This window comes from Nocardia mexicana NBRC 108244, assembly GCF_001613165.1.
Lineage (GTDB): Bacteria > Actinomycetota > Actinomycetes > Mycobacteriales > Mycobacteriaceae > Nocardia > Nocardia mexicana.
Map to the genome: position 1 here is coordinate 1 of NZ_BDBV01000051.1, position 22,706 is coordinate 22,706.

General features: G+C 70.0%; 23 protein-coding genes, 1 tRNA gene, 1 pseudogene and 1 riboswitch. Of the genes and pseudogenes, 17 read left to right on the top strand and 8 right to left on the bottom strand.

The features are described 5' to 3' along the window. Both NM1_RS20755 and NM1_RS20760 read left to right on the top strand, forming a co-directional pair. A pseudogene (locus tag NM1_RS20755) lies at positions 1-551 on the top strand (DNA polymerase III subunit delta'); the annotation flags it as partial. Positions 552-621: 70 nt separating this feature from the next. Then, positions 622-697 (top strand) — tRNA-Thr (locus tag NM1_RS20760). 63 nt (positions 698-760) lie between these two features. Here the strand turns inward: NM1_RS20760 and NM1_RS20765 are convergent. Continuing rightward, positions 761-1,156 (bottom strand): nitroreductase family deazaflavin-dependent oxidoreductase, encoded by a 396-nt coding sequence (locus NM1_RS20765; RefSeq protein WP_068022191.1) that lies wholly within the window; start codon positions 1,154-1,156, stop codon positions 761-763. A gap of 183 nt (positions 1,157-1,339) precedes the next feature. Between NM1_RS20765 and NM1_RS20770 the strand changes: the two genes are divergently transcribed. From NM1_RS20770 to NM1_RS20780, 3 genes are read left to right on the top strand one after another with little or no spacing between them, the layout of a single operon-like run. After that, entirely contained in the window at positions 1,340-2,179 is an 840-nt protein-coding gene (locus NM1_RS20770; RefSeq protein WP_147289051.1) for a hypothetical protein, read from the top strand. After that, positions 2,176-2,787, top strand: a complete 612-nt coding sequence (locus NM1_RS20775) for a hypothetical protein (protein WP_147289052.1) — start codon at positions 2,176-2,178, stop codon at positions 2,785-2,787. Before NM1_RS20770 ends, NM1_RS20775 begins: the two co-directional genes overlap by 4 nt. A gap of 40 nt (positions 2,788-2,827) precedes the next feature. Further along, a complete protein-coding gene (locus NM1_RS20780; protein ID WP_068022199.1) occupies positions 2,828-3,328 on the top strand; it encodes a nucleoside deaminase in 501 nt (166 codons plus the stop codon). A 15-nt stretch (positions 3,329-3,343) separates the two neighbouring features. Here NM1_RS20780 and NM1_RS20785 read toward each other — a convergent pair whose 3' ends face one another. Both NM1_RS20785 and NM1_RS20790 read right to left on the bottom strand, forming a co-directional pair. Next, positions 3,344-4,408: an NAD(P)H-dependent amine dehydrogenase family protein gene (locus tag NM1_RS20785; RefSeq protein WP_068022202.1), complete on the bottom strand. Its 1,065-nt coding sequence runs from the start codon at positions 4,406-4,408 to the stop codon at positions 3,344-3,346. A gap of 10 nt (positions 4,409-4,418) precedes the next feature. Continuing rightward, on the bottom strand, positions 4,419-5,207 hold the full coding sequence (locus NM1_RS20790; RefSeq protein ID WP_068022205.1) for an SDR family oxidoreductase: 789 nt from the start codon (positions 5,205-5,207) through the stop codon (positions 4,419-4,421). 166 nt (positions 5,208-5,373) lie between these two features. Here NM1_RS20790 and NM1_RS20795 point away from each other — a divergent pair, with 166 nt between their 5' ends. The 4 genes from NM1_RS20795 (at position 5,374) to NM1_RS20810 (ending at position 7,174) form a co-directional block, all read left to right on the top strand. Then, positions 5,374-6,006, top strand: a complete 633-nt coding sequence (locus NM1_RS20795) for a TetR/AcrR family transcriptional regulator (protein ID WP_068022206.1) — start codon at positions 5,374-5,376, stop codon at positions 6,004-6,006. Between the two features lie 67 nt (positions 6,007-6,073). Beyond that, positions 6,074-6,448, top strand: coding sequence for a glyoxalase superfamily protein (locus NM1_RS20800; RefSeq protein ID WP_068022208.1), 375 nt, complete (start codon positions 6,074-6,076; stop codon positions 6,446-6,448). A gap of 40 nt (positions 6,449-6,488) precedes the next feature. Next, on the top strand, positions 6,489-6,932 hold the full coding sequence (locus NM1_RS20805; protein ID WP_068022210.1) for a DUF2752 domain-containing protein: 444 nt from the start codon (positions 6,489-6,491) through the stop codon (positions 6,930-6,932). Between the two features lie 53 nt (positions 6,933-6,985). Continuing rightward, positions 6,986-7,174: a hypothetical protein gene (locus tag NM1_RS20810; protein WP_068022215.1), complete on the top strand. Its 189-nt coding sequence runs from the start codon at positions 6,986-6,988 to the stop codon at positions 7,172-7,174. Between the two features lie 131 nt (positions 7,175-7,305). Here the strand turns inward: NM1_RS20810 and NM1_RS20815 are convergent, their stop codons facing one another. Further along, positions 7,306-8,625, bottom strand: coding sequence for an aminotransferase class V-fold PLP-dependent enzyme (locus NM1_RS20815; protein WP_068022217.1), 1,320 nt, complete (start codon positions 8,623-8,625; stop codon positions 7,306-7,308). Positions 8,626-8,670: 45 nt separating this feature from the next. Beyond that, a riboswitch (SAM riboswitch) is annotated at positions 8,671-8,784 on the bottom strand. 100 nt (positions 8,785-8,884) lie between these two features. On the opposite strand from NM1_RS20815, the gene NM1_RS20820 reads away from it, so the two are divergent. Continuing rightward, positions 8,885-9,529, top strand: a complete 645-nt coding sequence (locus NM1_RS20820; protein ID WP_246011493.1) for a LysE family translocator — start codon at positions 8,885-8,887, stop codon at positions 9,527-9,529. Between the two features lie 67 nt (positions 9,530-9,596). Here the strand turns inward: NM1_RS20820 and NM1_RS20825 are convergent, their stop codons facing one another. Together NM1_RS20825 and NM1_RS20830 are read right to left on the bottom strand one after the other, a co-directional pair. Continuing rightward, on the bottom strand, positions 9,597-10,061 hold the full coding sequence (locus tag NM1_RS20825) for a flavin reductase family protein (protein WP_084519853.1): 465 nt from the start codon (positions 10,059-10,061) through the stop codon (positions 9,597-9,599). A 225-nt stretch (positions 10,062-10,286) separates the two neighbouring features. Next, complete coding sequence (locus tag NM1_RS20830) at positions 10,287-10,607, bottom strand: 2-oxo-4-hydroxy-4-carboxy-5-ureidoimidazoline decarboxylase (RefSeq protein ID WP_068022225.1); 321 nt, start codon at positions 10,605-10,607, stop codon at positions 10,287-10,289. A gap of 133 nt (positions 10,608-10,740) precedes the next feature. On the opposite strand from NM1_RS20830, the gene NM1_RS20835 reads away from it, so the two are divergent. Next, complete coding sequence (locus NM1_RS20835) at positions 10,741-11,562, top strand: crotonase/enoyl-CoA hydratase family protein (RefSeq protein WP_068022228.1); 822 nt, start codon at positions 10,741-10,743, stop codon at positions 11,560-11,562. A 107-nt stretch (positions 11,563-11,669) separates the two neighbouring features. After that, on the top strand, positions 11,670-14,630 hold the full coding sequence (locus NM1_RS20840; protein ID WP_068022231.1) for an AfsR/SARP family transcriptional regulator: 2,961 nt from the start codon (positions 11,670-11,672) through the stop codon (positions 14,628-14,630). A gap of 351 nt (positions 14,631-14,981) precedes the next feature. Here the strand turns inward: NM1_RS20840 and ppa are convergent, their stop codons facing one another. Next, a complete protein-coding gene (gene ppa, locus NM1_RS20845) occupies positions 14,982-15,473 on the bottom strand; it encodes an inorganic diphosphatase (RefSeq protein WP_068022233.1) in 492 nt (163 codons plus the stop codon). 235 nt (positions 15,474-15,708) lie between these two features. On the opposite strand from ppa, the gene dacB reads away from it, so the two are divergent. The 5 genes from dacB to NM1_RS20870 all read left to right on the top strand — a co-directional run bounded on the left by dacB (position 15,709) and on the right by NM1_RS20870 (position 21,263). Continuing rightward, the gene (gene dacB / locus NM1_RS20850; RefSeq protein ID WP_084519845.1) at positions 15,709-17,118 is read left to right on the top strand and encodes a D-alanyl-D-alanine carboxypeptidase/D-alanyl-D-alanine endopeptidase; all 1,410 of its coding nucleotides are present in this window, start codon (positions 15,709-15,711) and stop codon (positions 17,116-17,118) included. A gap of 13 nt (positions 17,119-17,131) precedes the next feature. Continuing rightward, the gene (locus tag NM1_RS20855; RefSeq protein WP_084519846.1) at positions 17,132-18,283 is read left to right on the top strand and encodes an Rv3626c family coenzyme F420 biosynthesis-associated protein; all 1,152 of its coding nucleotides are present in this window, start codon (positions 17,132-17,134) and stop codon (positions 18,281-18,283) included. A gap of 83 nt (positions 18,284-18,366) precedes the next feature. Next, positions 18,367-19,329 (top strand): tRNA lysidine(34) synthetase TilS, encoded by a 963-nt coding sequence (tilS, locus tag NM1_RS20860; protein ID WP_068022262.1) that lies wholly within the window; start codon positions 18,367-18,369, stop codon positions 19,327-19,329. Positions 19,330-19,384: 55 nt separating this feature from the next. Then, positions 19,385-19,939 carry a hypoxanthine phosphoribosyltransferase gene (hpt, locus tag NM1_RS20865; protein ID WP_068022235.1) on the top strand — a complete coding sequence of 185 codons (555 nt, stop codon included), beginning with the start codon at positions 19,385-19,387 and terminating at the stop codon, positions 19,937-19,939. A 439-nt stretch (positions 19,940-20,378) separates the two neighbouring features. Next, complete coding sequence (locus NM1_RS20870) at positions 20,379-21,263, top strand: LysR family transcriptional regulator (RefSeq protein ID WP_068022237.1); 885 nt, start codon at positions 20,379-20,381, stop codon at positions 21,261-21,263. Here the strand turns inward: NM1_RS20870 and NM1_RS20875 are convergent. Then, positions 21,254-22,654: an amidase gene (locus NM1_RS20875; RefSeq protein WP_068022270.1), complete on the bottom strand. Its 1,401-nt coding sequence runs from the start codon at positions 22,652-22,654 to the stop codon at positions 21,254-21,256. The two genes, NM1_RS20870 and NM1_RS20875, sit on opposite strands and share 10 nt — an antisense overlap. Positions 22,655-22,706 lie beyond the last annotated feature (52 nt).

Consider the following 22,706-nt stretch of genomic DNA (forward strand, 5'->3'; position numbering starts at 1 on the left):
AGGCTCGCCGTCGGCGCGCGCTGGCGCTGGTGTCGGCGACGGCGCGCCCGGCCGCGGCCTACGCGGCCGCCGACGAACTGGTGAAGACGGCCGAGGAAGAGGCCAAACAAGTCAGCGCCGCCCGCGACGAGCGCGAGCGCGAGGAGTTGGCGACCGCACTGGGCGCCGGCGGTACCGGCAAGGGCGCCGCCTCGGCGACGCGGGGTTCGGCCGGTGTCCTGAAGGACCTGGAGCGCCGGCAGAAGTCGCGCGCCACCCGCACCAGCCGCGATTCGCTCGACCGCGCCCTGATCGACGTCGCCGGGCTGTACCGGGACGCACTGGCGGTCCGATTCGGCGCGGCGAAACCCGCCCCGGCGGCCGGAGTCACCCTCACCCACCCCGATCTCCCCGACCAGATCCGCGACCTGGCGACCGAGGTCCGCCCCGAGGGCCTGCTCCGCTCGATCGAGGCCGTCCTGGACTGCCGCGAGGCCCTGGACCAGAACGTCAAACCCCGCTTCGCCGTCGCCGCCATGGTCGCGGGCCTGATCGCCGCCCGCACCCCCTGACCACGTGACCGCGACCACCCGTTTTCGTAATCCGCCCCCGATTCGATAGACTCGCGTGGCCGAAAGGCACGCCGCCTTAGCTCAGTCGGTAGAGCGCTTCACTCGTAATGAAAAGGTCAGGAGTTCGATTCTCCTAGGCGGCTCCAAACCCGGGATCGGTCTTGTCTGCCGGTCCGGGCTGCGGTTTCCGGGCCGGTTAGCCAGCAGGTTCAGGTGGTGTCGAAGGCGATTATTCCCGCTGCTCGGTTGGCGAGCTGCGCGATGCGTGGCACGTCCGTGGTGGCTTGGTGGGGTTGGAGGACGCGGGGATTGCGCAGGGTGACAGTGCCTCCGCGGTAGCGGAGCTGGGCCTGTCCGGCCGCGATTACGTTTCTTGCCCAGTTGGTCTCGCCATGGAGCAGGACCACCGCGAACAGTCGGCCGTTGCGGAAGACGCTGACAGGGGTTTCGTATCGTTTGCCGGATTTCCGGCCGACGTGCTCGATCACGGCATAGCCAGGCAGTGAGGGGGCGACCCGCCGCATGCAGGGATTCAGATACCGCTCTCCTGCTCGGTCCATCCACTTCGGGAAGTAGGACGGCAGCGAGCCGTTCGTGGTGACCATTCGACCAGGCTAGGAGTGCGCGGCCCGCCGAACATCCTTCTACGGCAGGAATTTCATCGTTCTGCGCAGGTCGGGGCGTGGAAACAGGTAGCGGGTTACTCGTGTGGGACGGGTATGGCGGGGGGATTCTCGGTGCTGTGGCGCGGGCCGATGCTCGGCGGTTCGCGTTTCGGAGAGGTAGTCATGAGACGCGGGGCGCGGGCGGTGCTTGTTGCGGTGGCAGCGGGCGGGGTGCTCGGTGGGATGGCGATGCCGATTGCGGCGGGTGCGCCCACGACAGGTTCGGTGCCGCCGACCGGGCAGGTGGGGTCCTGCCCTACGACGATGTCGGCCGTCGGGGAGACGGGCGGGGAAACCTGTCCCGAGCCGGATCCCGTCCTCAGCGTGCCGCCCTCCGTCGAACGGGGTACGGACGTCGAGGTCTCCGGAGACTATTGGCCCTGCGTCACGATCCAGGTATCGGCGAGCTGGTCCGGTGCGGTGCTGTCCGCGAACGTCGATGGGGGTTCGTTCACGCGGTCCGTTCCCGTGGACGATCAGGTCGAACCCGGGTCGTACTCGGTCAGCGCTGCGTGCAGCGGCTATTCGGCGAGTCGGAGCATCAAGATCGTTGCGCCGTTCGTATCGACCACCGAACCTACGACCACCAAGCCGAAACCGACGACCGACCGGGTCACGACCCCGCCGACCGTCTCTGAAACAACCGGCGGGCAACCGTCGCTCGCGGCGCAGTCGGACGGTGAACCGAAGCGGGACAACAAGATCGGCACGGTGCTCGCGATCATCGCGTTCCTGCTGGCCGTCGTCGTGGCGACGCTCGTACTGCGGCGGCGTAAGCGTGCGCCCGACGCGACGCGGGCGGAGCACCATGATCCCGGCCCGCAGCGGGTGCGCGTGCGGGTCGTCGCCGATACGAGCCCGTCGATCCAGGTCCGCGAGCTCACCCGGCCTACCGGCCCGGTCGTTCGAATCCGGGTGCATACAGGTGAGCCGCGGATACGAGTGAGGGAGATTCCGCGATGACGAATACACCATCGATCACGGCCCGCGCGGTGCTGTTCGGGTATGCCGCGCGCGAGGTCGTCGAGAGCGAATTGGCCGAGCGCCTTCGCGAGAACGGTGTCGAAAGGCTGGCGTTCCGGCGAGTCCCCGCGGCCTCGGCGATGCTGCAGTCGACGGCGCTGCGTGAAATCGCCAGGGCGGTAGACGGTTTGCTCGCAGTCGACATCGGCGGCGTGACAGTCGCCGGATGGCGGCGTTACGAACAGCTCCGCGATGCGGCGATGCGAACCAGTTCGGGCGGTGTCGAACAGGTCGAGTTGTACGAGCACGAAATCACCCAGACCTACTGTCCCCGTCTGGATCTCACCGTCGACGGCAATCGGGTGGGCGAGTTCGAAGTCGAGCTGAACGGCACGGTGCTGCTCCGGCCGCTCACGGCGACGGTTCGCGACGGCATGCTGGTCGCGCTCGGGCCGGGTGACTGCACCGTGACGATCTCGATCAGCGTGCCGGAACTGGGGCCGGTCCTGGAGCGCGAACGCGAATTTCCCGTGGGGATCATGGTCGATCTACGACGGCCGATCCCGCTCATCGGACACCCGCCCCGGGCGGTGAACCCGGATCGCTGATCGACATAATGCAGACTCCGCGCGATAAGGAGGCTTCTGCATGAGCACCACGGCCGACGGCCCGACCGACCAGGACATCGAGCATCTGCGCGCGACCGTCGGCGTTGCGGTGCGATCGCGTAAGAACGGGAACCATCCGTTCGGCGCCGTGCTCGCGGGCCCCGATGGGCGGGTGCTTCTCGAGGCCGAGAACAGTGTGGTGACCGGGCGTGATGCCACCGGCCATGCCGAGACCAACCTCGTGCGGGCGGCCTCGGCCGCGTACGACCCGAAGTTCCTGCTGACCTGCACGCTTTACACCAGTACCGAACCGTGTGCCATGTGTTCGGGCGCCATCTACTGGGGCGGCATCGGACGCGTCGTCTATGCCCTGGGCGAGGACCAACTGCTGGCGTTGACCGGCGCCGACCTGGAGAACCCGACCATGGCGTTGCCCTGCCGTCGGGTTTTCGCCGCCGGACAGCGTCCCCTGCCCGTCGTCGGGCCGGTCGACCTGCCGGAGGCCCGCGCCGTACACGACGGTTTCTGGAACCGAGGGTGAGGCGCGGGCGCAGCGTCAGCGGACCAGACCGCGACCTGTCGTGAGCGGCAGGTCGACGGCGGTCAGCAGTCCGGGGCGGGCGGCCACGACCGCCGGGACCGTACTGACCAGACGGGCGGCCGTGCCGACCAGGCCCGCCTTGGCGTGGTCGCCGTCGCTGTAGAGCTGGAGGTCCAGCTGGTAGTCCGGTTCGCCCTCGATTTCGACTCGGTAGCAACCCTTTCCGGTCGGTTGCGGCCACTGCGGGGCGAGCGACGGGTGTAGGCGGGTGATGTGCTCCAGGACGAAAACCTCACGGCCGGAACGGTTTCCGCTGACCTTGAAGCGCAGTGCCGCAGCGGTACCGGCGGCGATGGAGTGGCCCGCGACCTCGAGCGGCTCCGGCGCCGGAAGACGCTCGAAATGCTGTGTCACCTCATCCAGTTCGACGTCCAGGGCGGCGGCGAGCTGTCGCACCACGCTGCCCCACGCGAGGGTCAGCACGCCCGGCTGCAACAGCAGCGGCAGGTCGTCGAGGTCGCGGCCGAAGCCCATGATCTCGAACAGCACCTTCGGGTTGTCGTAGGTGGAGTAGTCCATCAGCTCCGAGCAGGTGACCTTGTCGATGCGCTCGCAGCCGCTGGTCAGCAGCAGCGGCAGCCAATCGTTGGCCCAGCCGGGGTCGATCCCGTTGACCCACAGCGACGCACCGCCCTCCTCGGCGGCCGCGACGACCGGATCGATCATTTCCGAAGGCACTGTGCCGTACGGGAATTGGAGAAACACCGGACTGCTGGACACGACGTTGATGCCCGCCCGCAGGAACATCTTCAGGTCCTCGACCGCCTCCATCAGCCGGTCGTCGGCCATGGCCGTGTGCACGATGCAGTCGGGCTCCAATGCCAGCAGCGCCTGCGCGTCGTTGGTGGCCAGCACCCCTGTCGGCTCGTCCAGTCCGGCGAGTTCGGCGGCATCCTTGCCCGCCTTGTCCGGGCCGGAGACCCAGACGCCGACCAGTTCCAGTTCGGGCCGGGCGACGATGGACCGCAGCGCCCAGCGCCCGACATTGCCTGTGCTCCACTGCACTACGCGATAGGTCATCGTGATCTCCTCACAGATCCGGAAGTCCCAGTTCGAGATTCGGGCTTTCGATGCCGCCGTCGACCTCGAGTATCTTGCCGGTGATGTATCCACCGGCGCGCGAGCTGAGATAGACGATGGCCGCGGCGATCTCCCATGGTTCGCCGAGTCGGTGCAGCGGTGTATCCGCCTCCATGCGCTGCTTGATTTCCGGTTGCTGCGCAACGACTTCCAACGCGGAGGTCAGGACCGAACCCACCGCGATGGCGTTGACCCGGATGCGCGGGGCCAGATCCGTTGCGGCCAAACGGGTCCAGTGGGCGAGCGCCGCCTTCGCGGTGCCGTAGGCGAGGAAGCCGCGGCCCGCGGACCGGCCCATCATGGACGAGATGTTCACGACCGAGCCGCCGTCCCCGGCGAGCATGTGCGGTACGGCGGCCTGTGTCAGCGCGTGCGCGGTGGACACGTTGAATCGGAAGGCCTCTTCGAGGAATTCGGGCGTCGTGGTCATGAATGTGTTCGGCAGGGTGCCGCCCACGTTGTTGACCACGATGTCGATGCGGCCGAGTTCGGACGCCGCCGCATCGGCGAATGCGGTGACGGCCGAGAGGTCGGACAGATCGCAGGGGACCGTGATCACCCGGCGGCCGAGGGCGCGGATCTTGCCCGCCACCTCGTCCAGCTGAGCGGCGGTGCGGGAGGCGATGGCGACGTCGGCGCCCGCCTCGGCCAGGGCGAGCGCGGTGGCGGCGCCGATGCCGCGGCCCGCGCCGGTGACGACGGCGACCCGGCCGTCCAGGCGGAAATTGTCCAGGATCATCGGAGCTCCTCCTCCGGACCTGAGATTCGGCGCGTGCTGTGGAAGGCGGTCCGGGGCCTACCGTCGGCCGCTCGTTCGTGAGGGCCGTCACACGGAGTGTTAAGAACTGGCGCTTAACTGTCAAGGATTGTTTCTTAAAACCCTGGTGAGGCGCTACAGTCCCACTGTGGAGACGGCAACCGCACGAGAGCGGCTCATCCTGGCGGCGGAACGCCTGATCGCCGAGCGCGGCCAGGCCGTGCCGCTGCGGGATATCGCGGCGGCGGCCGGGCAGCGCAACAACTCCGCGATCCAGTACCACTTCGGATCCCGGGACGGGCTCATCACGGCGGTGGTGGAGCATCGGCTGGCGACGCTCGAGGTGCGCCGACTGGAATTGCTTGCGGAACAAGCGGGTTCGAATATCGGGGAGTCCGTACACGGACTGCTGGAGGCATTGGTGATTCCGATGCTGGAGCTGAGCGCGCGATACGGGATCGATCATTACGCCCGGTTCCTCGAGCAGATTCGCACGCATGCGGCGGTGACGGATGCGGCGAATCTCGGTAGCGAGCAACGCACTTCGGTGCGGTTGATCATGCGGGGGCTCGAGCGTGGACTGCCCGAACTGCCGGAACGTCTGCGACACCGCCGCATGCGATCACTGCCGACGGTGCTGTTCGCCTTGCTCGCCGATCACGAACGGGCGGTCGAATCGGGCCGGGTGGCGGCCGATGACCAGACGGCGTGGGACGAGATCGTCGACATGCTCGCGGGCACACTCACCGCGCCGATCGTCGAACGGACTGTCTCGCGATAGCGGGCGTATACGGGCGGCGCCGCCGCGACCGGCGGAGGCTGTCGGACGTGCCTGGCATCATCGGGCCATGACCGACTCGACGCGGCTCGCCGCACCCATTCCGGTGCTGCGCATCTTCGACGTTCCCAAGGCTCTCGAGTTCTATTGCGAGTACCTCGGTTTCACCCTGGACTGGGAGCATCGCTTCGAGCCCGGGCTGCCGCTGTATGCACAGCTGTCCCGGTCCGCGGCGGTGATCCATGTGAGTGAGCACCACGGCGACGGCACACCGGGCACGGTGGTGTGGATCGCTGTGGACGATGTCCACGGCTGGCATACCGAACTGGCGGCGAAGGAGTACGGCTACGCCCGGCCGGGCGCGCCGGAGGACGGTCCCGGCGGGCCCGGATTCTCGGTCACCGACCCGTTCGGCAACGAACTGCGGTTCGCGCAGCCGGACTGACCTGGCGGATCGCAGTCCACGGCGGCTACCGTGGACGACTGTGGATATCGCGCACGTGCAGCCGCCCGAAACCCGCGCGGGCTGGCGGTCTCTCGGGCAGCCCGCCATGGTGGCGGGCGGGGTCGCGGCGGTTGTCGCCCTGCTGCATTTCCGGGATCCGCACGTGCCGGGGTCCTACAGCATCTGCCCGTTCTACGAGCTGACCGGGTGGTGGTGTCCGGGCTGCGGGGGTCTGCGAGGCATGCACAACCTCACCGACGGCCGGTTCCTCGACGCCGTGCACAGCAATGTGCTGCTGGTGCCGCTGCTGGTCGGCTTCGCGGTGTGGTGGGGAAGTTGGGTGCTGCGCCGCTGGCGCGGACAGGACGGACGGCCGTTCCCCTTCGCGATCGGCCGGACCAGGCTGTGGATAATTCTGGCGGCACTCACGGCGTTCACGGTTCTCCGCAACACCCCGTGGGGGACGTGGCTGGCGCCCGTCTGATCGTCGCGGCGTGGTCGCTGGGGCAACCGCCGCAAACTGGGCATGCTGACGGTATGGGTGATTCGCTGAAGGCAAGAGTGCGCGAGAAGATGCTGCGGCAGCTGAACGAGGACGGCTCCCCGGACCCGGAGCAGGACGACCCCCGCCAGATCTCGGTCGAGAACGATCTGGAGGCGCTGGAGGCGGTCGCCGACGACGACCCACTGGTCGAACAGCTCGCCGAGCGCTACCTCGTGCCCTGAACCCCCGCCCGATTCCCGCACCCCGCCCGTGTTCCCGCACTGGTTTCAGCTGCTGCGCGGTGTGCGTGAACCAACAAGGGGTGCGTAGTTTTTCGGGACGGGCGGGGTGGGGGGCCGACGAGGCGGTGAGTTCAGAAGGTGCAGGGGGCGGCGCCCGGGGTGGCTCCCGGAGCGAGGCGTGGGCGGGTTTCCGGGGTCGGATTCCACTGACCGTCCGTGCAGGCGTAGGCCCAGCCAGGGCCGTGTTCGACGAGCGCGGCCACCGCGTCGATCAGGCGGTCGACATCGGCGGCGGTGGTGCCGAGGCCGATGCTGGCGCGGAGAGCGCCGTCGACCCCGAGTCGCGACAGCAGCGGGTGGGCGCAGAACCGGCCGTCGCGCACGCCGATGCCGTGTTCGGCCGACAGGTACGCGGCCACTCGGCCCGGCTCGAAGCCCTCGAGGGTGAACGCGACGATGCCGACGCCGTCGGAGCTGTCCGACCAGATGCGCAGGAAATTCACTCCCGCAACGGTTTTCAGGCCAGTGCGGAGCCGTTCGGCCAGGCCGCGCTCGTGCTCGGCGACGACCCGCTCGTCCAGCGCGCTCAGCGCGTCGCAGGCAGCGGCCAGGGCGGCCACACCGAGCACGTTCGGCGAGCCCGCCTCATGCCGCTGCGGGGCCGATGCCCACTGCGCGCCGCCGGTGGTGACCTCCTTGACCGCGCCGCCACCCGCCAGGTACGGCTCGGCGGCGTCCAGCCAGTCGCGGCGACCGACCAGCACACCCGTGCCGAACGGCGCGTACAGCTTGTGTCCGGAGAAGGCCAGGTAGTCGATGCCGGTGGCCCGCAGATCGATGCGGCGGTGCGGTGCGAGCTGCGCGGCGTCGACCAGGATGCGGGCGCCGCACTGATGCGCGATGGTGGCCAGCCGCTGCAGCGGCAGCACCTCGCCGGTTACGTTCGAGGCGCCCGTGATCGCAAGCAGCGCAGCGGGTTTGGTGCACAGTTCGGCGACCAGGCGGCGGATCGTCTCCTCGATGGTGTCGGCGGCGCGCACCACGCGGCGGCCGTGCCGGGTCCACGGCAGGAAATTGGCGTGGTGTTCGATGTCGAGCGCCACGGTGTCCCCGGGGACGCAGGAGGCCAGCAGGTTCAGCGAATCGGTGGTGTTGCGGGTGAAGACGACCACCTGATCGTCGGCGCAATTGAGCAGGCGCGACACCGAATCCCGCCCCGCCTCGTAGCAGTCGGTGGAGATGCGGGAGGCGTAGCCGGCGCCGCGGTGCACGCTGGCGTAGAACGGCAGCAGCTCGGTCACCCGGTCGGTGACCTGCGCCAGCGCCGGGGCGCTGGCGGCGTAGTCGAAATTGGCGTACGTGCGAGTTCCGCCCTGTACCAACGGAACTCGCAGATCGCATCCGGAGACACGGGCCACCGGCGCACAGGTGTTGTCGAGAATCGCGGTCATCACATCATCCTTCGGCTCCGGGACTCCGCAGCGAAAGATGACAGGAGTCCGCGCTTGCCGTGTCCGGTCGGACAGCGGCCCGGTCGTCACCCGGAGCACCCCACCGCGGAGGAGGGTTGCCGGCCAGCAAGCCGGGGCTTGACGCTGGCACTCATGACCTGTCGCCGAGATTGGCAGAAGCGGGCCGATCTTGTCAAGCCGCCGCGTTCTCACCGGCGGGGGTGAAAACGGGTTGTCATCGGCGTTGACCTGCGCTGTCATGGTGTGGGTGAGCGTCTCCCTGCTGCTGGGTTTCATCGGGCTCTGTGTTCTGCTTGCCCTCACGCCCGGCCCCGACACCTTTCTCGTGCTGCGTTTCTCGATCGCCGGCAGGCGGCCGGGAATCGCCGCCGCTCTGGGGTCCGCGCTGGGCGGCATCGTCTGGGCGGTGGTGGTGGCGGCCGGGGTGGCCGCGCTGCTCGAACAGTCCGCGACCGCCTATCGCGTGATGAAGGTGATCGGCGGAATCTACCTGGTGTACTTGGGAATTCGGACACTGGTCGAGCATCGGCGAAAGCGGGCCGCGGGTACCGGAGGCGTCGAGCCGGGGTCGGCTCCGCCGCGCGCGGCCGCGGTGCGCTCGGCCTTCGTTGCGGGCCTCGTGTCGTGCCTGTTCAACCCGAAGGTGGGCTTGTTCTATCTGGCGGTGCTACCGCAGTTCCTGACGGAGGTCACCTTCGCCAACGCGCTCACCCTGGGCGCGATCGAATCCACCATCGCCGCAATCGAAATGGTCTTGCTGGCGGCGGCGGCCGCCCGCGCGGTCGCGCTGCTGCGACGCCCCCGGGTGCGCGATCGGCTGGAGCAGATCAGCGCGGGCGTGCTCGCGGCGCTCGGCATCGGGACAGCTGCGTCGGCGACCTGAGCGGGTCTCGGTACTTCAGCGGCGGAAGTCCGAGCGCGACTTCGTTGTGGCGCATGGCGATTGGGCGTCAGTCGAGGCCCCTCGGCCGATGGTAGACGCCGTTGTAGTACAGCAGCGGAGCGGCGATGGGTTCGTCGCCGGTGTTGTCGTGGACCCGGGTGACCAGCCCCACGACCAGCGTGTGATCGCCGATGGGGATGAGCCGGTGCACGGTCGCGCGCACCCAGATCGGGGTGCCGTGCAGGATCGGCTCGCCGGTGTCGAGTCGCGTCCACAGCGACCTGTCGGCGAAGCGTTCCTCCGCGGTCCGGGAGAACCGCTGCGCCAGATGCCGCTGATGTTCGCCGAGGAAGTGCACCACCAGGGAGTCGGCGGCCAGCATGGCCTCGATGCTCGACGAGGTGTGCGCGATGTTGAACGAGATCAGCGGCGGGTCCGCCGACAGCGACGCGAACGAGGTCGCGGTGAACCCCACCGGCCCCTTGTCCGCTCCCAGTGTGACGATGGTGACACCGGCCGGGTAGTGGCGCATGGCGGCGCGGTACTGGGTCGAGGTGATCCCGCTCAGGTCGTCGGGCACCTCGTCCGCGCCCGCCGGAGGCGCCGCGCGCTGTGCCGATGGTTGCTTCCCGAACTCGCTCACACCCCCAACCTACGTCTCCCGGGCCGGGAGTATTCCGGGCATGGTTGGTCGGCGAGGCATGTGTGCCGGGCCGGTCTCGGAACCGGCACCGGAGCGATGTGGTCGCGGGCCCCCTCAGAAGGTGGAATAACCGCCGTCCGGGCCGAGCATGCGGTCGATGCGCTCGCGGGTGATTCGCGCCAGTTCCTGCGCCGATCGATCCGGGATCTGCTGGTGCGTACCGGAATCACAGATTCGGTCGAGATCGCCGCGGGACAGCGCCAGCAGCTCGGCCTCGGCGGTCGCGAACAGGGCGGCTCGATCGGGGTAGGGGCGTTGGTCGGCGATCTTCTCCGCCCAGGTGACGTTGCAGCAGCATTCGTACAGGGCATGGACCGCGCGCCTGCGTGAGAGCGCGTTGAAACGATCCAGACCGATGCCCTTGTGCATCAACATGGTGGCCTCCGGGAAACCCGGGGCGGCGATCCTGATGTGTTCATGATGCCTTGTAAACCACTGCACCGCAGCAGATTCAGCACAGGTGTTACGCGTGGCGCCATGACCCGGGCAGGGCCGCTACGCTGGGCGAATGACCGATTGGACGGCTTTCACAGTCGAGAGCAAGGATCATGTCGCGCAGGTGACGCTGATCGGCCCGGGTAAGGGCAACGCCATGGGCCCGGACTTCTGGCGGGAGCTGCCGCTGATCTTCGGTGAGCTCGATGCCGACCCCGAGGTGCGCGCGATCGTGCTCACCGGCGCGGGTAAGCACTTCTCCTACGGCCTCGATCTGCAGGCGATGAGCCCGCTGTTCGGTCCGCTGCTGGCAGACAAGGCCCTGGCGGGCCCGCGCACCGCCTTCCTGAACGATATTCGGCGCCTGCAGGCGGCGGTGACCGCCGTCGCGGAGTGCCGCAAACCGGTCGTCGCGGCGATCTCCGGCTGGTGCGTCGGCGGGGGACTCGATTTGATCGCCGCCGCCGATATTCGGCTGGCCAGCGCCGAGGCCACCTTCAGCCTGCGGGAGGCCAAGGTGGCGATCGTCGCCGATGTGGGCTCGCTGCATCGGCTGCCGGGCATCATCGGCGAGGGCCATCTGCGCGAACTCGCCTATACCGGCAAGGACATCGACGCCGCGCGCGCGGAGAAGATCGGCCTGGTCAACGACGTGCATCCGGATCAGGACGCGGTGCTCGCCGCCGCGCACGAGCTGGCTCGCGAGATCGCCGCGAATCCGCCGCTGGTGGTGCAGGGCGTCAAGGACGTGCTCGATCAGCCGAAGGCCGGCAGGGTCGCCGACGGGCTGCGCTACGTCTCGGCGTGGAACGCCGCGTTCCTGCCGTCGGAGGATCTCACCGAGGCCATTCAGGCGGTGTTCGAGAAGCGGTCGCCGGAGTTCAAGGGGCAATAGCTGGTGTGACGCGTCATCTTTTGTGATGTGCGCCCACTTCCCATATTCCTGGTCGGGCCGATCGTCTACCGTCACTGCACAACGATCGCGTGTTTCGGACAGGACCGATGCTGAAGTTTGCCGTGCTGGGTGAGGTGCGTGCTTGGCGCGGCGAGAACCAGCTGGATCTCGGGCCCAAGCAGCGCCGTGCCGTGCTCGCGGCACTGCTGCTGCGGCGCGGGCGCTCGGCGACGGTCGGCGATCTGGTCGCCGACGTATGGGGCGATCGGGCCACCGCGAGCGCGGTCGGTGCGCTGCGCAACCACATCCTGCATCTGCGCAAGACGCTCGAACCGGACTGGGCGGTAGGCGTGGCGCCCACGGTCCTCGTCGGATTCGCCGGCGGCTACGCGCTGCGGCTGCCCCCGGCCGCGGTCGACGTCGAACTGGCCGAGCAGTACGCGACCGAGGCCGAGCGCGCCGACGCCGCCGACCTGGCGCGGGAGCGGCTGCAGACCGCACTGGGACTGTGGGCCGGAACGCCGCTGTCCGGACTGCCGGGCCCGCATGCCGAGCGGCTGCGGGCCCAGCTCTGCGAGCGCCGCCTGAGCCTGCTGGAGCAGCGGCTCGAGGTGGACCTGCGGCTGGGCCGCCACGCCGAGGCGATCACGGAACTGCAGCCGCTGGCCGCCGAACATCCCCTGCGGGAGAAGGCCCGCGAGCTGTTGATGACCGCGCTCTATCACGCGGGCCGCCAGGCCGAGGCGCTCGAGGTGTTCGCCGATACCCGCCACACCCTGGTCGAGTTGCTGGGACTCGAGCCCGGCCCCCGCCTGACCGATCTGCATCAGCGGATTCTGCGGGCCGAGGTGGCCTCACCGCGGCCCGTCACGACGGCGGCCGAACGCGTCCGGGCCGCGCAGTTGCCCGCCGATATCGCCGACTTCACCGGCCGCGCCGACTGCGTGCGGCGGCTGGTCGACCGGCTCACCAGCAGCGGCGGCGCGGTCCCGGTCTGCGCCATCGCGGGCATGGGCGGGGTCGGCAAGAGCACCCTCGCCGTACACGTCGCGCACCTGGTCCGCGGGCACTTTCCGGACGGGCAGCTGCATGTCGATCTGCACGGATTCGAACGCCGGACCTCGGCCGCCGACACCCTGGGCGATTTCCTGCGCGCGCTGGGGGTTCCGGAGGGGGAGATCGCCTCGACCGCGCAGCAGCGGGCGGCCCAGTTCCGCAGTCGGCTCGACGGCAAGCGGGTGCTGGTAGTGCTCGACAATGCCCGCGACGCCGAGCAGGTGGTCCCGCTGATACCGGGCACCTCCGGATCGGCGGTGCTGATCACCAGCCGATCCGGCCTGCCCGAGCTGACCGCGGCGGCCGGTGTCCGGCTCGACGAGATGTCCTCCGAGGAGGCGCTGGATCTGCTGGGCCGCATCGTCGGGGCCGATCGCGTCGACGCCGAGCTCGAGGCCGCCGCCGCGGTCGTGCGCGCCTGCGGCCGGTTACCGCTGGCGGTGCGGATCATCGGGGCGCGGCTGGCCGGTCGGCCGCGCTGGACCATCGCCGCGGTCGCCGAGCGGCTGGCGGACTCCCATCAGCGGCTGGGCCTGCTGCGCACCGGCGATCTCGGTGTCGGCCCGGTCTTCCGGCTCGGCTACGACCAGCTGGAACCGGCGCAGGCCAAGGCCTTTCGCATGCTCGCGGTGCCCGATGTGGAGGACCTGCCGCTCGCCGGCGCCGCCGCGGTGCTGGGGCTCGACCGCGACGAGGCCGAGTTCCTGTGCGAGTCACTGGTGGATCTGAGCCTGCTCGATTCCACCGCCGTCGGCCGCTACACCTACCACGACCTGCTGCGGTTGTTCGCGCGTGAGCTGGAGCCGGTCGACGAGTTCGATGCCCTGCCGCGGCTGCTGGACTTCTACCTGGCCACCATGAAAAACGTGGTGTCGGTGTGCAATCCGGGTACCCGGCTGCCGGAGTATCTGAAACCGACACGGGCGCAAGGCGTATCGTTCGCCGACGGTGCGGACGCGCAGTGCTGGCTCAACGCCGAGCGCCGCAACCTGGTCGCGCTGCTGCGGCAGGCGGCCCGGCTCGACGGCATCGTCCTGGCGCTCGGCGCGGACCTGGCCTGGGCCATGGCGGAACTGATCGACGGCGGGCCGAACGCCCAGGAACTGGCCCGGGCCCTGGAGGACCTGCTGGAGGCGGCCCTGCGGGCGGGCGACCGCGGCCTGGAGTGCCGGGTGCGGGTGGCGCTCGGCTCCGTGCTCACCTACGCGCTGGCCCGCATGCGCACCGGGCGCGATCATCAGCGCATCGCGCTGTCGCTGGGCAGCGATTCCGCGGGCAACGCCCGGCTCACGGCGTTCGCGGCCCAGTTGCTGGCCAGCTCCACCCGGATGGGTGTGGAGGCCGCCGCCTCGCTCGCGCACGCCGACCGGGCCATCCGGCTGGCGCGCCGGGTCGGCGATCCGGCCACCGAATGCGCCTGTCTCATCCATGCCGCCAAGACGCTGTCGGACGCCGGGCGCATCGAGGAATCCGTCGAACGCGCCGAGCGCGGACGGGATCTGGCGCAGCAGATCGGCAATGCGGCGCTGGAGGGGATGGCACTGCACGAACTCGGCGCCGCGCTGGCCTTCCGGGGCGAGCACGACCGGGCGATCGAATTGTGCACGCGCGCGGTGGAATCGGCGCGCCGCAGCGGGATGCGGCTGCGCGTGGGCTTCGCCCTGGCCCGGCTCGCCCACGTGTACATGCTCGCCGGGCGGCTCGAGCAGGCGGAGCCGATCGCGGCCGAGGCGGTGGAGAACGTCACCCGCGCCGCGGGCCCGCTGCATCGCGGCCGGGCCATGCTGATGCACGGGCTGGTCCTGCAGGGTCTGGGTCGCATCGAGGACGCCCGACGAGTGCTGCGCCGCACGGCCGAGATCGTGATACAGCTGGAGGAAACGGCCCTGGTGCACGAGCGCGTCGACGCGGAACTCGAGGCGCCGGTGGTGGAGATTCTGCGCGAACATCTGGACGAGGTGCTCGCCGAGCGTTCCGGCTCCGCAAGCTCCGCCGGAATGTTGTTCGGTTGACGCTCTGTGTCTCGCCGGAATGCTGTTCGGCTGAGATTTCCCCCCGAACCGGAGCAAGACACGTCATTTTTTCATCATTTCCGCCTCACTCGCCGCGGTGAGCTGGCGAAACGGGGCGGATGGCGGGATGCGCTCGGCGGGGCCGTCCGATTAGCGTTCCAGGCACGGAATTCGGCCGCGGGGCTTGGTGTCTCGTGGCGGGAGGAGCGAATTCCGTTGCGTCCGCATGCCTGTGCGGTGCGGCATCGTCGTTCGGGGGGTCGGCGGTGGCGTCTGCGGTGTGCGGCGCGATCGCAGCGCCCGGTGGGAGATTCGCCTCGCAAACCGAATCTCCCACCGGGCGTTCGCCGTTCAGTGCCCGCCCTGCTCCTTGAGCCGCGCGAAGGCCTCGTCGACCAGGGTTTCGGCCTTGGCCCGGCCGTCCCAGCCCTCGACCTTGACCCACTTGCCCGGCTCCAGGTCCTTGTAGTGCTCGAAGAAGTGCTCGATGGCCTTGCGCTCGAACTCCGGGACATCGGCGACATCCTGGATGTGGTCCCAGCGCTTGTCGCCCGCGGGGACCGCGATGATCTTCTCGTCGCCGCCGGCCTCGTCGCTCATCAGGAGCACGCCCACCGGGCGGGCCTCCACGATCACGCCCGGGAACACCGATTCCGGCAGCAGCACCAGCACGTCCAGCGGATCGCCGTCGGAGCCGAGGCTGTTCTCGATGTAGCCGTAGTCGGCCGGGTAGACCATCGGGGTGTAGAGGTAGCGGTCCAGCCGCACCCGCCCGGTCTCGTGGTCGACCTCGTACTTGTTGCGCTGACCCTTGGGGATCTCGATGGTGGCGTCGAACTCCACGTCATCTCCTTCGTCTGGTGCCTCTGTGCTTGGTGGCGACTCGCCAGCTTGTTCGGGGGAACGCCAGCCAGGTGAGGATAGTGTGGTCGACGGGCACATGGGTGCGGCAGGGACCGGGGCCCCGTGAAATACGCGCGATGCGGCCCTGTCACAGGTGATTTAGGGAGACTGCGGTCACGTGGTAGGTCGAGGTAGCAGGAACATCGGCGGGTTGGCCGCCCGGCGGCGGCGCAATATGTGGATCGGGGTGCTCACCGGTCTGGTCGTCGTGGTGGTGGCCGTCGCCGCGGTGCTGATCGTCGTGCGGCCGTGGACCGCGGAGTTCCGGCACGGCGGCCTGCGGATCGCCGCCCCGCCCGCGCCGGTGAAGCCGTTCCCGCAGCTGGCCCCGGCCTCGCCGAATGCGCCCGAACCCAGCCCGCAGGGGCTGGCGGCCGCCCTCGGACCGGTGGCCGGTAACCCCGATCTCGGCGCGTTCACCGCGTCGGTGAGCGATCCGGACAGCCGCAGCGTGCTGTGGGGCGTCGACCCGGGCAAGCCTGTCATCCCGGCGTCCACCGCGAAGGTGCTCACCGCCGCCGCGGCCCTGCTGGTGGTGCCGCCCGACAAGCGCGTCACGACGAAGGTGGTGGCCGGGGCGAACCCGAACGAGCTGGTGCTGGTCGCTGGCGGCGATCCCACGCTGACCGCGCAGGCCGACGGCAAGGGGTATTACAAGGACGCGCCGCGGCTGTCCGATCTGGTGGCGCAGGTTCGCGCGTCCGGCCGCGCCGCCGACACGATCGTGGTGGACACCTCGGTCTACACCGGACCGGCCTGGCCGTCGGGGTGGGATCCGGCCGATATCGAGGGCGGTTCCTGGGCGCCGATCGAGCCGGTGATGATCGACGGCGGCCGGAAGGATCCGCTGGTCGAATATTCGCCGCGCACACCGACTCCCGCGCTGGACGCCGGTCGCCGTCTCGCGGCCGAGCTGGGGGTGGATCCGGGCAAGGTGCGGCTGGGCCGGGCGACGCCGGGCGCGGCGGAGATCGCGCGGGTGCAGTCGGCGCCCATGCGGGATCGCCTGCGCGAGATGATGATCCACTCCGATGACGTCCTCGCCGAGACGATCGGCCGTGAGATCGCGACCGCCACCGGCAACGAGCAGTCCTTCGCGGGCGCCGCCACGGCCATGATGACGGCGCTGAACGCCGCCGGATTCGACACCACCGGGACGACCATGCTCGACAACAGCGGGCTGTCCACCGACGACCGCACCCCCGCGCGCCTGCTCGACCGGATTCTGGTGGAGGCGGCCGCCCCGCAGCCCGGACAGCAGCCGGGCACGTCGTCGACGGTCAACACCGCTGGATCGAGCGCGACCGGTTCCCCGCTGGCCCCGCTGCTGGACTATCTGCCGGTCGCGGCCGGTACCGGCTCGCTGGCCTACCGATTCGTCACGCCGCGCGATCACGGCGGCGCCGGTTGGGTCCGGGCGAAAACCGGAACTCTGTCGGTATCGAGCGCGTTGGCAGGGTATGTGCTGGACAGCGATGGCCGGGTGCTGACCTTCGCGCTGATGTCGAACGATCGGCCGCCCGAGGCGAGCCGGCCGGCATTGGACGCCATCGCGGCCACACTGCGCAACTGTGGATGCTCCTGACGGGTGGATGACTATGACCGGCACCGGTGATGCGGCCCGAGACGACCGGGCAGGCGCCCCCGAACGTTCCGAACAGGTGGTGGTCGACGTCGCGACCGGTCAGCTGACCCACAAGCCCCGCCGCCCCGCGCTGGCCGGTGCCATCGACTGGCAGCTGGCCGCCCGCACCGGGTCCGCGCTGGTCCCGGCCGGGCCCAGAACCACGCGGTACTCCGCCGAGCAGGTGGTCGAGGAGCTGGCCGCGGATTCCGCGCGCGCCGAGGTCCCCGTGCGAGAGGTCAGCCTGCTGACCGACGATCGGCCCGTGCCCGCGGCGCGCGTCGTCGACCGGCCCGGCTGGATCCGCGCGGCCGCCGATTCGATGGCGGAACTCACCGGAGCCCCCGAGGGCGAGCGCAACCGCTTCGCCGGCAAACCGGCGGGCGTGCAGGCGGGCGCGATGCTGGCCTTCCTGTCCACGGCGATCCTGGGCCAGTACGACCCGTTCAGCGGCCCCGACGGCACGCTGCTGCTGGTGGCGCCCAATATCGTCGCCGTGGAGCGGGCACTGGGAGTATCGCCCGCCGACTTCCGGCTCTGGGTATGCCTGCACGAGGTGACGCACCGGGTGCAGTTCTCCTCGGCGCCGTGGCTGGCCGACTACATGAAGCACAACGTGGAGGTGCTCGGCGAGGTCGGTGACGAACCGCTCGACGAGATGCTGTCGCGACTGCTGGACGAGGTGCGTGAGCGCCGCCGCGCGGCTCCGGGTAACGACGACGATCCCGCCAATCGCGGGGTCCTCGGTCTGCTGCGGGCGACCCAGCCCCCGCCGCAGCGCGAGGCGCTGGACCGCCTGCTGATGCTCGGCACCCTGCTCGAGGGCCACGCCGACCACGTGATGGACGCGGCCGGTCCGGCGGTGATCCCCTCGGTCGTGCAGATCCGGCAGGCCTTCGATCAGCGTCGTCGCCGCCCCGCCAATCCGCTGCAGCGGCTGCTGCGGGCGTTGCTCGGGGTGGACGCCAAGGTGGCCCAGTACGTGCGCGGCAAGGCGTTCGTCGACGAGGTCGTGGGCACGGTCGGCATGCAGCGGTTCAACACCGTGTGGACCGATGCCGAAACCCTGCCGCGCACCGACGAGATCGCCGATCCGCAGCGCTGGATCGCCCGGGTGCTGGGCTGACCATGCCGCCGGGCCCGCCCGACTCGACGCCCCCGGGCGCGGATTTTCCGCCGGATGCGGCAGCGGTGACGCAGAATCGGCCGATGCTTCCCGAGACACCGTCCGCGTTGGAATTGCGGCACGCCCTGCGGGACTGGCTGGCTCGCTACGCGCCGACCGGCGTCGTCGCGGTGGCGCTGTCCGGCGGCGCCGATTCGGTGGCCCTGACCGCCGCCGCGGTCGCCGAGGCCCAGGTGGTCGATGCCCTGATCGTCGATCACGGCCTGCAGGCGGGTTCGGATCGGACCGCCGCCGAGGCCGCCGCCGTCGCCGAAGCGCTGGGCTGCCGCTCGGCCCGGGTGCTCACGGTCGAGGTGACCGGCGACGGCGGGCCGGAGGCGGCGGCACGGCGGGCCCGGTACGCCGCGCTCGACGGCGCCCGCGCCGGGCTGCCGGTGCTGCTCGGTCACACCCTCGACGACCAGGCCGAAACCGTACTGCTGGGCCTGGCCCGCGGCTCCGGTGCGCGATCGATCCAGGGCATGGCCGAATTCGCCGATCCGTGGGGGCGCCCCCTGCTCGGCGTGCGCCGGGCGGCGACCCGGCGGCTGTGCGCCGAGCTCGGGGTGCGCGCACACGACGACCCGCACAACTACGCGCCCGAATTCACCCGCGTCCGGTTGCGCACGGAGGTGCTGCCGCTGCTGGAGGAGGTTCTCGGTGGCGGAGTGGCGGCCGCGCTGGGCCGCACCGCCGAACAGCTGCGCGACGACGGCGCCGTGCTCGATTCGCTTGCCGAACAGTTGCTGACCGTTGCGAGTGATGGCTCCGCCCTGTCCGTCGAGACGCTCGCCACTGCGCCCGCGGCGCTGCGCCGGCGCGCCATTCGGCACTGGCTGCTCGCCGGGGGTGCAAAAGCGTTGACCGACAAGAATTTACGAGCCGTCGATGCGCTGGTCACGGAGTGGCGCGGGCAGGGCGGAGTCGCCGTCGGCGGCGGAAAGCCGGGGACCCGGTTGGTTGCCACGCGCGAACATGGGAAGCTGACCCTGGCGTTTGCACGATAATGATCCGGTGACGCCGGCGCCGCGATCGGACTTCAGCGAAGGGAAACCAGCGCACGTGTACGGGGACGACATCGCGTCGGTGCTGATCACCGAGGAACAGATCAAGGCGAAGGTCGACGAGCTGGCCGAGCTGATCGCCAAGCGGTTTCCCGCTGGCGCTCCCGAGGGCGACCTGCTGCTGGTGGGTGTGCTGAAGGGCGCGATCTTCTTCATGACCGACCTCGCCCAGGCGCTGCCCATCCCCACGCAGATGGAGTTCATGGCCGTCTCCTCCTACGGCTCCTCCACCTCCTCCTCGGGCGTGGTGCGCATCCTCAAGGACCTGGACAAGGACATCGCCGGGCGCAACGTGCTCATCGTCGAGGACATCATCGACTCCGGGCTCACGCTGTCCTGGCTCAAGCGCAACCTCTCCAGCCGCAACCCGGCCTCGCTCGAGGTGGTGACGCTGCTCCGCAAGCCCGATGCGCTGCGGACGCAGGTCGACGTGGCGCATGTGGGCTTCGATATTCCCAACGAGTTCGTGGTCGGGTACGGCCTGGACTACGCGGAGCGGTATCGGGATGTGCCGTACATCGGGACACTCGATCCCAAGGTCTACAGCGCCTGAGCCGTCGGCACGGCGGTCGGGATTGCCGCCGGGTGGCCGGGCTGTCTCGATGAGGCGCTGAACTCTGTTGTCCTGTGCATTTTTTTCGGGGTGATTCCGGCCGTTCCGTTGGAATTGTGAGCAATGTCACTGTTTGAACAGGGTCCCTGCGTGCCCGCTTCGTCTGGAGGTTGCTGGCACGGGCGCGGGGTGTCCGAGCGGTGTCGATCATGTGTCGGGGAGCCGTCGTGGCCGGAGTTACTGCTGGTCGCGTGACCTTATCGCCGGGCGGTCCGCTGGGGCGTGGATTGGCTGGGGGTTCGCGGAGGCGGTTGTGCGTCCGTTTTCCCCAGGCAATATGCTGTCAGTAACAAACCTGACGGCTGTTTCTTTGCCTCCTTCCATACTTGGAGGTCTGATCCAGCTGGATTTCCAAGACCGATTCTGATAGCAAGGGGCTATGGACCCGCATTTGCGCGACTTGCGGTATTTCGTCGCCGTCGCTGAGGAACTGCACTTCACCAATGCCGCTCAGCGGTTGCACATCGCTCAACCGACCCTCTCGCGGCAGATTCGCCAGCTCGAGCGCCAGCTCGATGTGGTGTTGTTCGACCGGAACCAGCGCAGCGTCGCGCTGACCGTGGCCGGTAAGGAATTGCTCGAGGGTGCGCGCAAGATCCTGGAGCTGTGGGAGGTCACCAACGTCGCCCTGCAGGAGGCGGGCGAGGTGCTTCGGGTGGGCATCCAGAGTTCGATCGGCCGCGGCCTGATCGCCGACCTGGAGAGTGCCAGCGGGCACCGGCTCGCCCTGCACTCGGCGTCGTGGACCGACCCGTCCAGCGGGCTGGCCGGGCGCCAGGCCGATCTGGCGCTGATGTGGTTACCCGTGCCCGATGCCGGGCGTTACCGCTGGCAGGTGCTGCGCACCGAGCCGCGCTGGGTGCTGCTGCCGGAGAACCATCCCCTGGCCGAGCGGGAGGCCATCGAATTCGCCGATCTGGCCGACGAGCCGTTCATCGCGATGCCGCCGGAGGCCGGGGCCGCCCGGGACTTCTGGCTCGGCAACGACGCGCGCGGTGCCCGGCAGCCGAAGATCGGCGGCGAGGCCGCGACGGCCGAGGAGCGGCTGGAGGCGGTCAGCCTCGGACTGGGCGTCTGCCTGCTGGCGGAGAACAACGTCCCGATGTACCGGTGGCCCGGATTGACCGCGCGCCCGGTGACGGGTCTGCCGCCGTGCGAACTGGCCGTGGCGTGGCGGGCCGACGACGATCGCCCGACCATCCTCGATTTTGCCAACCGTGTCCTCGCCGGAGGGTTCGGCACTCCCGAGCCGGCTCAGGACTGACTCGCGGCCGTCCTCCGCCACGGGTGTGCGGCCTCGAGCTGTGCGGCCAACCGCAGCAGCGTGGATTCGCTGCCGGGCGGCCCGGCGAGCTGTGCGGCCAGTGGCGTCCCGGTGCGCGGGTGCATACCCATCGGGATGCTGAGGGCGGGCCAGCCGACCAGATTCCACAGCGCGGTGAACGGTGCGAACCGCGCGCTGGCGCGGACGTTGGACAGCCAGCCCCTGCGGTGCCAGTCCTTCGCCTGCGGCGGCGGTGCGGCGAGGGTCGGGGTGATCACGACGTCGTGGTGATCGAAGAAGTCCAGCAGCCGGGTCTCGATGCGGTCGATCTGGCCGGGGCGGACGAGCCCGGTGCGCAGCACCGCCCGCCCGAGGGTCACATGCCGCCGGGAGCGCGGTTGTAGTCGCTCCGGATGCGGGACCGCGGCGGCCTCGCGCACCGGGTTGGCCAGCCAGCGCAGTGCCAGTGCCGCGAGCACGCCCGCGTACGGCAGGTGCGCCTCCGTCATGGTGTGCCCGGCCGCGGCGGCGGTCTGCGCGGCCGTGCGGGCCGCATCCGACCAGCGGCGGTCCACCCGCAGCAGCGGAGACAGCGCGGCGACGTCCAGTCCGATGCGCAACGGTGCGGGCGGGTCCAGATCGGCCAGCGCGGGCCGATTCGCCAGCACCGACAGCACCAGCGCGGCGTCGGCGACCGTCGTCGCCAGCACGCCGTTCTCGGTCATGCCGCCCCAGGAGTCGAGGCCGACCTCGGCGGGTACCACGCCGCGGCCCGGCTTGATCCCCACCACACCGCAGCAGGCCGCCGGGATCCGGACCGATCCGAGGCCGTCGTTGCCGTGCGCCACGGGCACCAGCCCGGCGCCCACCGCGGCGCCCGAGCCGCCCGACGACCCGCCCGCGCTGTAGCGAATGTTCCAGGGCGAGCGCGTGATTCGCTCCGGTGTATCGGTCGCGCCCCAGAGCCCGAACTCGGGCATCTCGGTGAGCCCGACGACCACCGCGCCCGCCGCGCGCAGCCGGCGCACCACCGGATGGTCGGCCGCGGCGGGCTCACGATCCCCGGCCGCCGAGCCGCCGAGCGTCACCTCGCCCGCCACATCGATGTTGTTCTTGATCGCGATCGGCACGCCCGCCAGCGGCAGGGCCTCGAGGTCGGGACGATCGGCCAGCGCCCGCGCCTCCGCCCGGGCCCGCTCGGTGCGAACGAGACTGAAAGCGTTCACTTTCGGATTTCCGGTGCCGATGCGCTCGAGGGCCGAGTCGAGGATCTGCTCGGGCCGCGCGGCACCGTCGCGCACCGCCGCCGCGATGGCGGTGGCCGTGGTCGGCTCCGGCGTGGCCCCCGGCTCCTGCGGGGAGGTCGCGCCGACCGTATCGTTCGCGCCCACCGGTACCTCCTGCGTGGGTCCGGAGCCGGCCGCCGGCGTCTCGTGGGAGGTT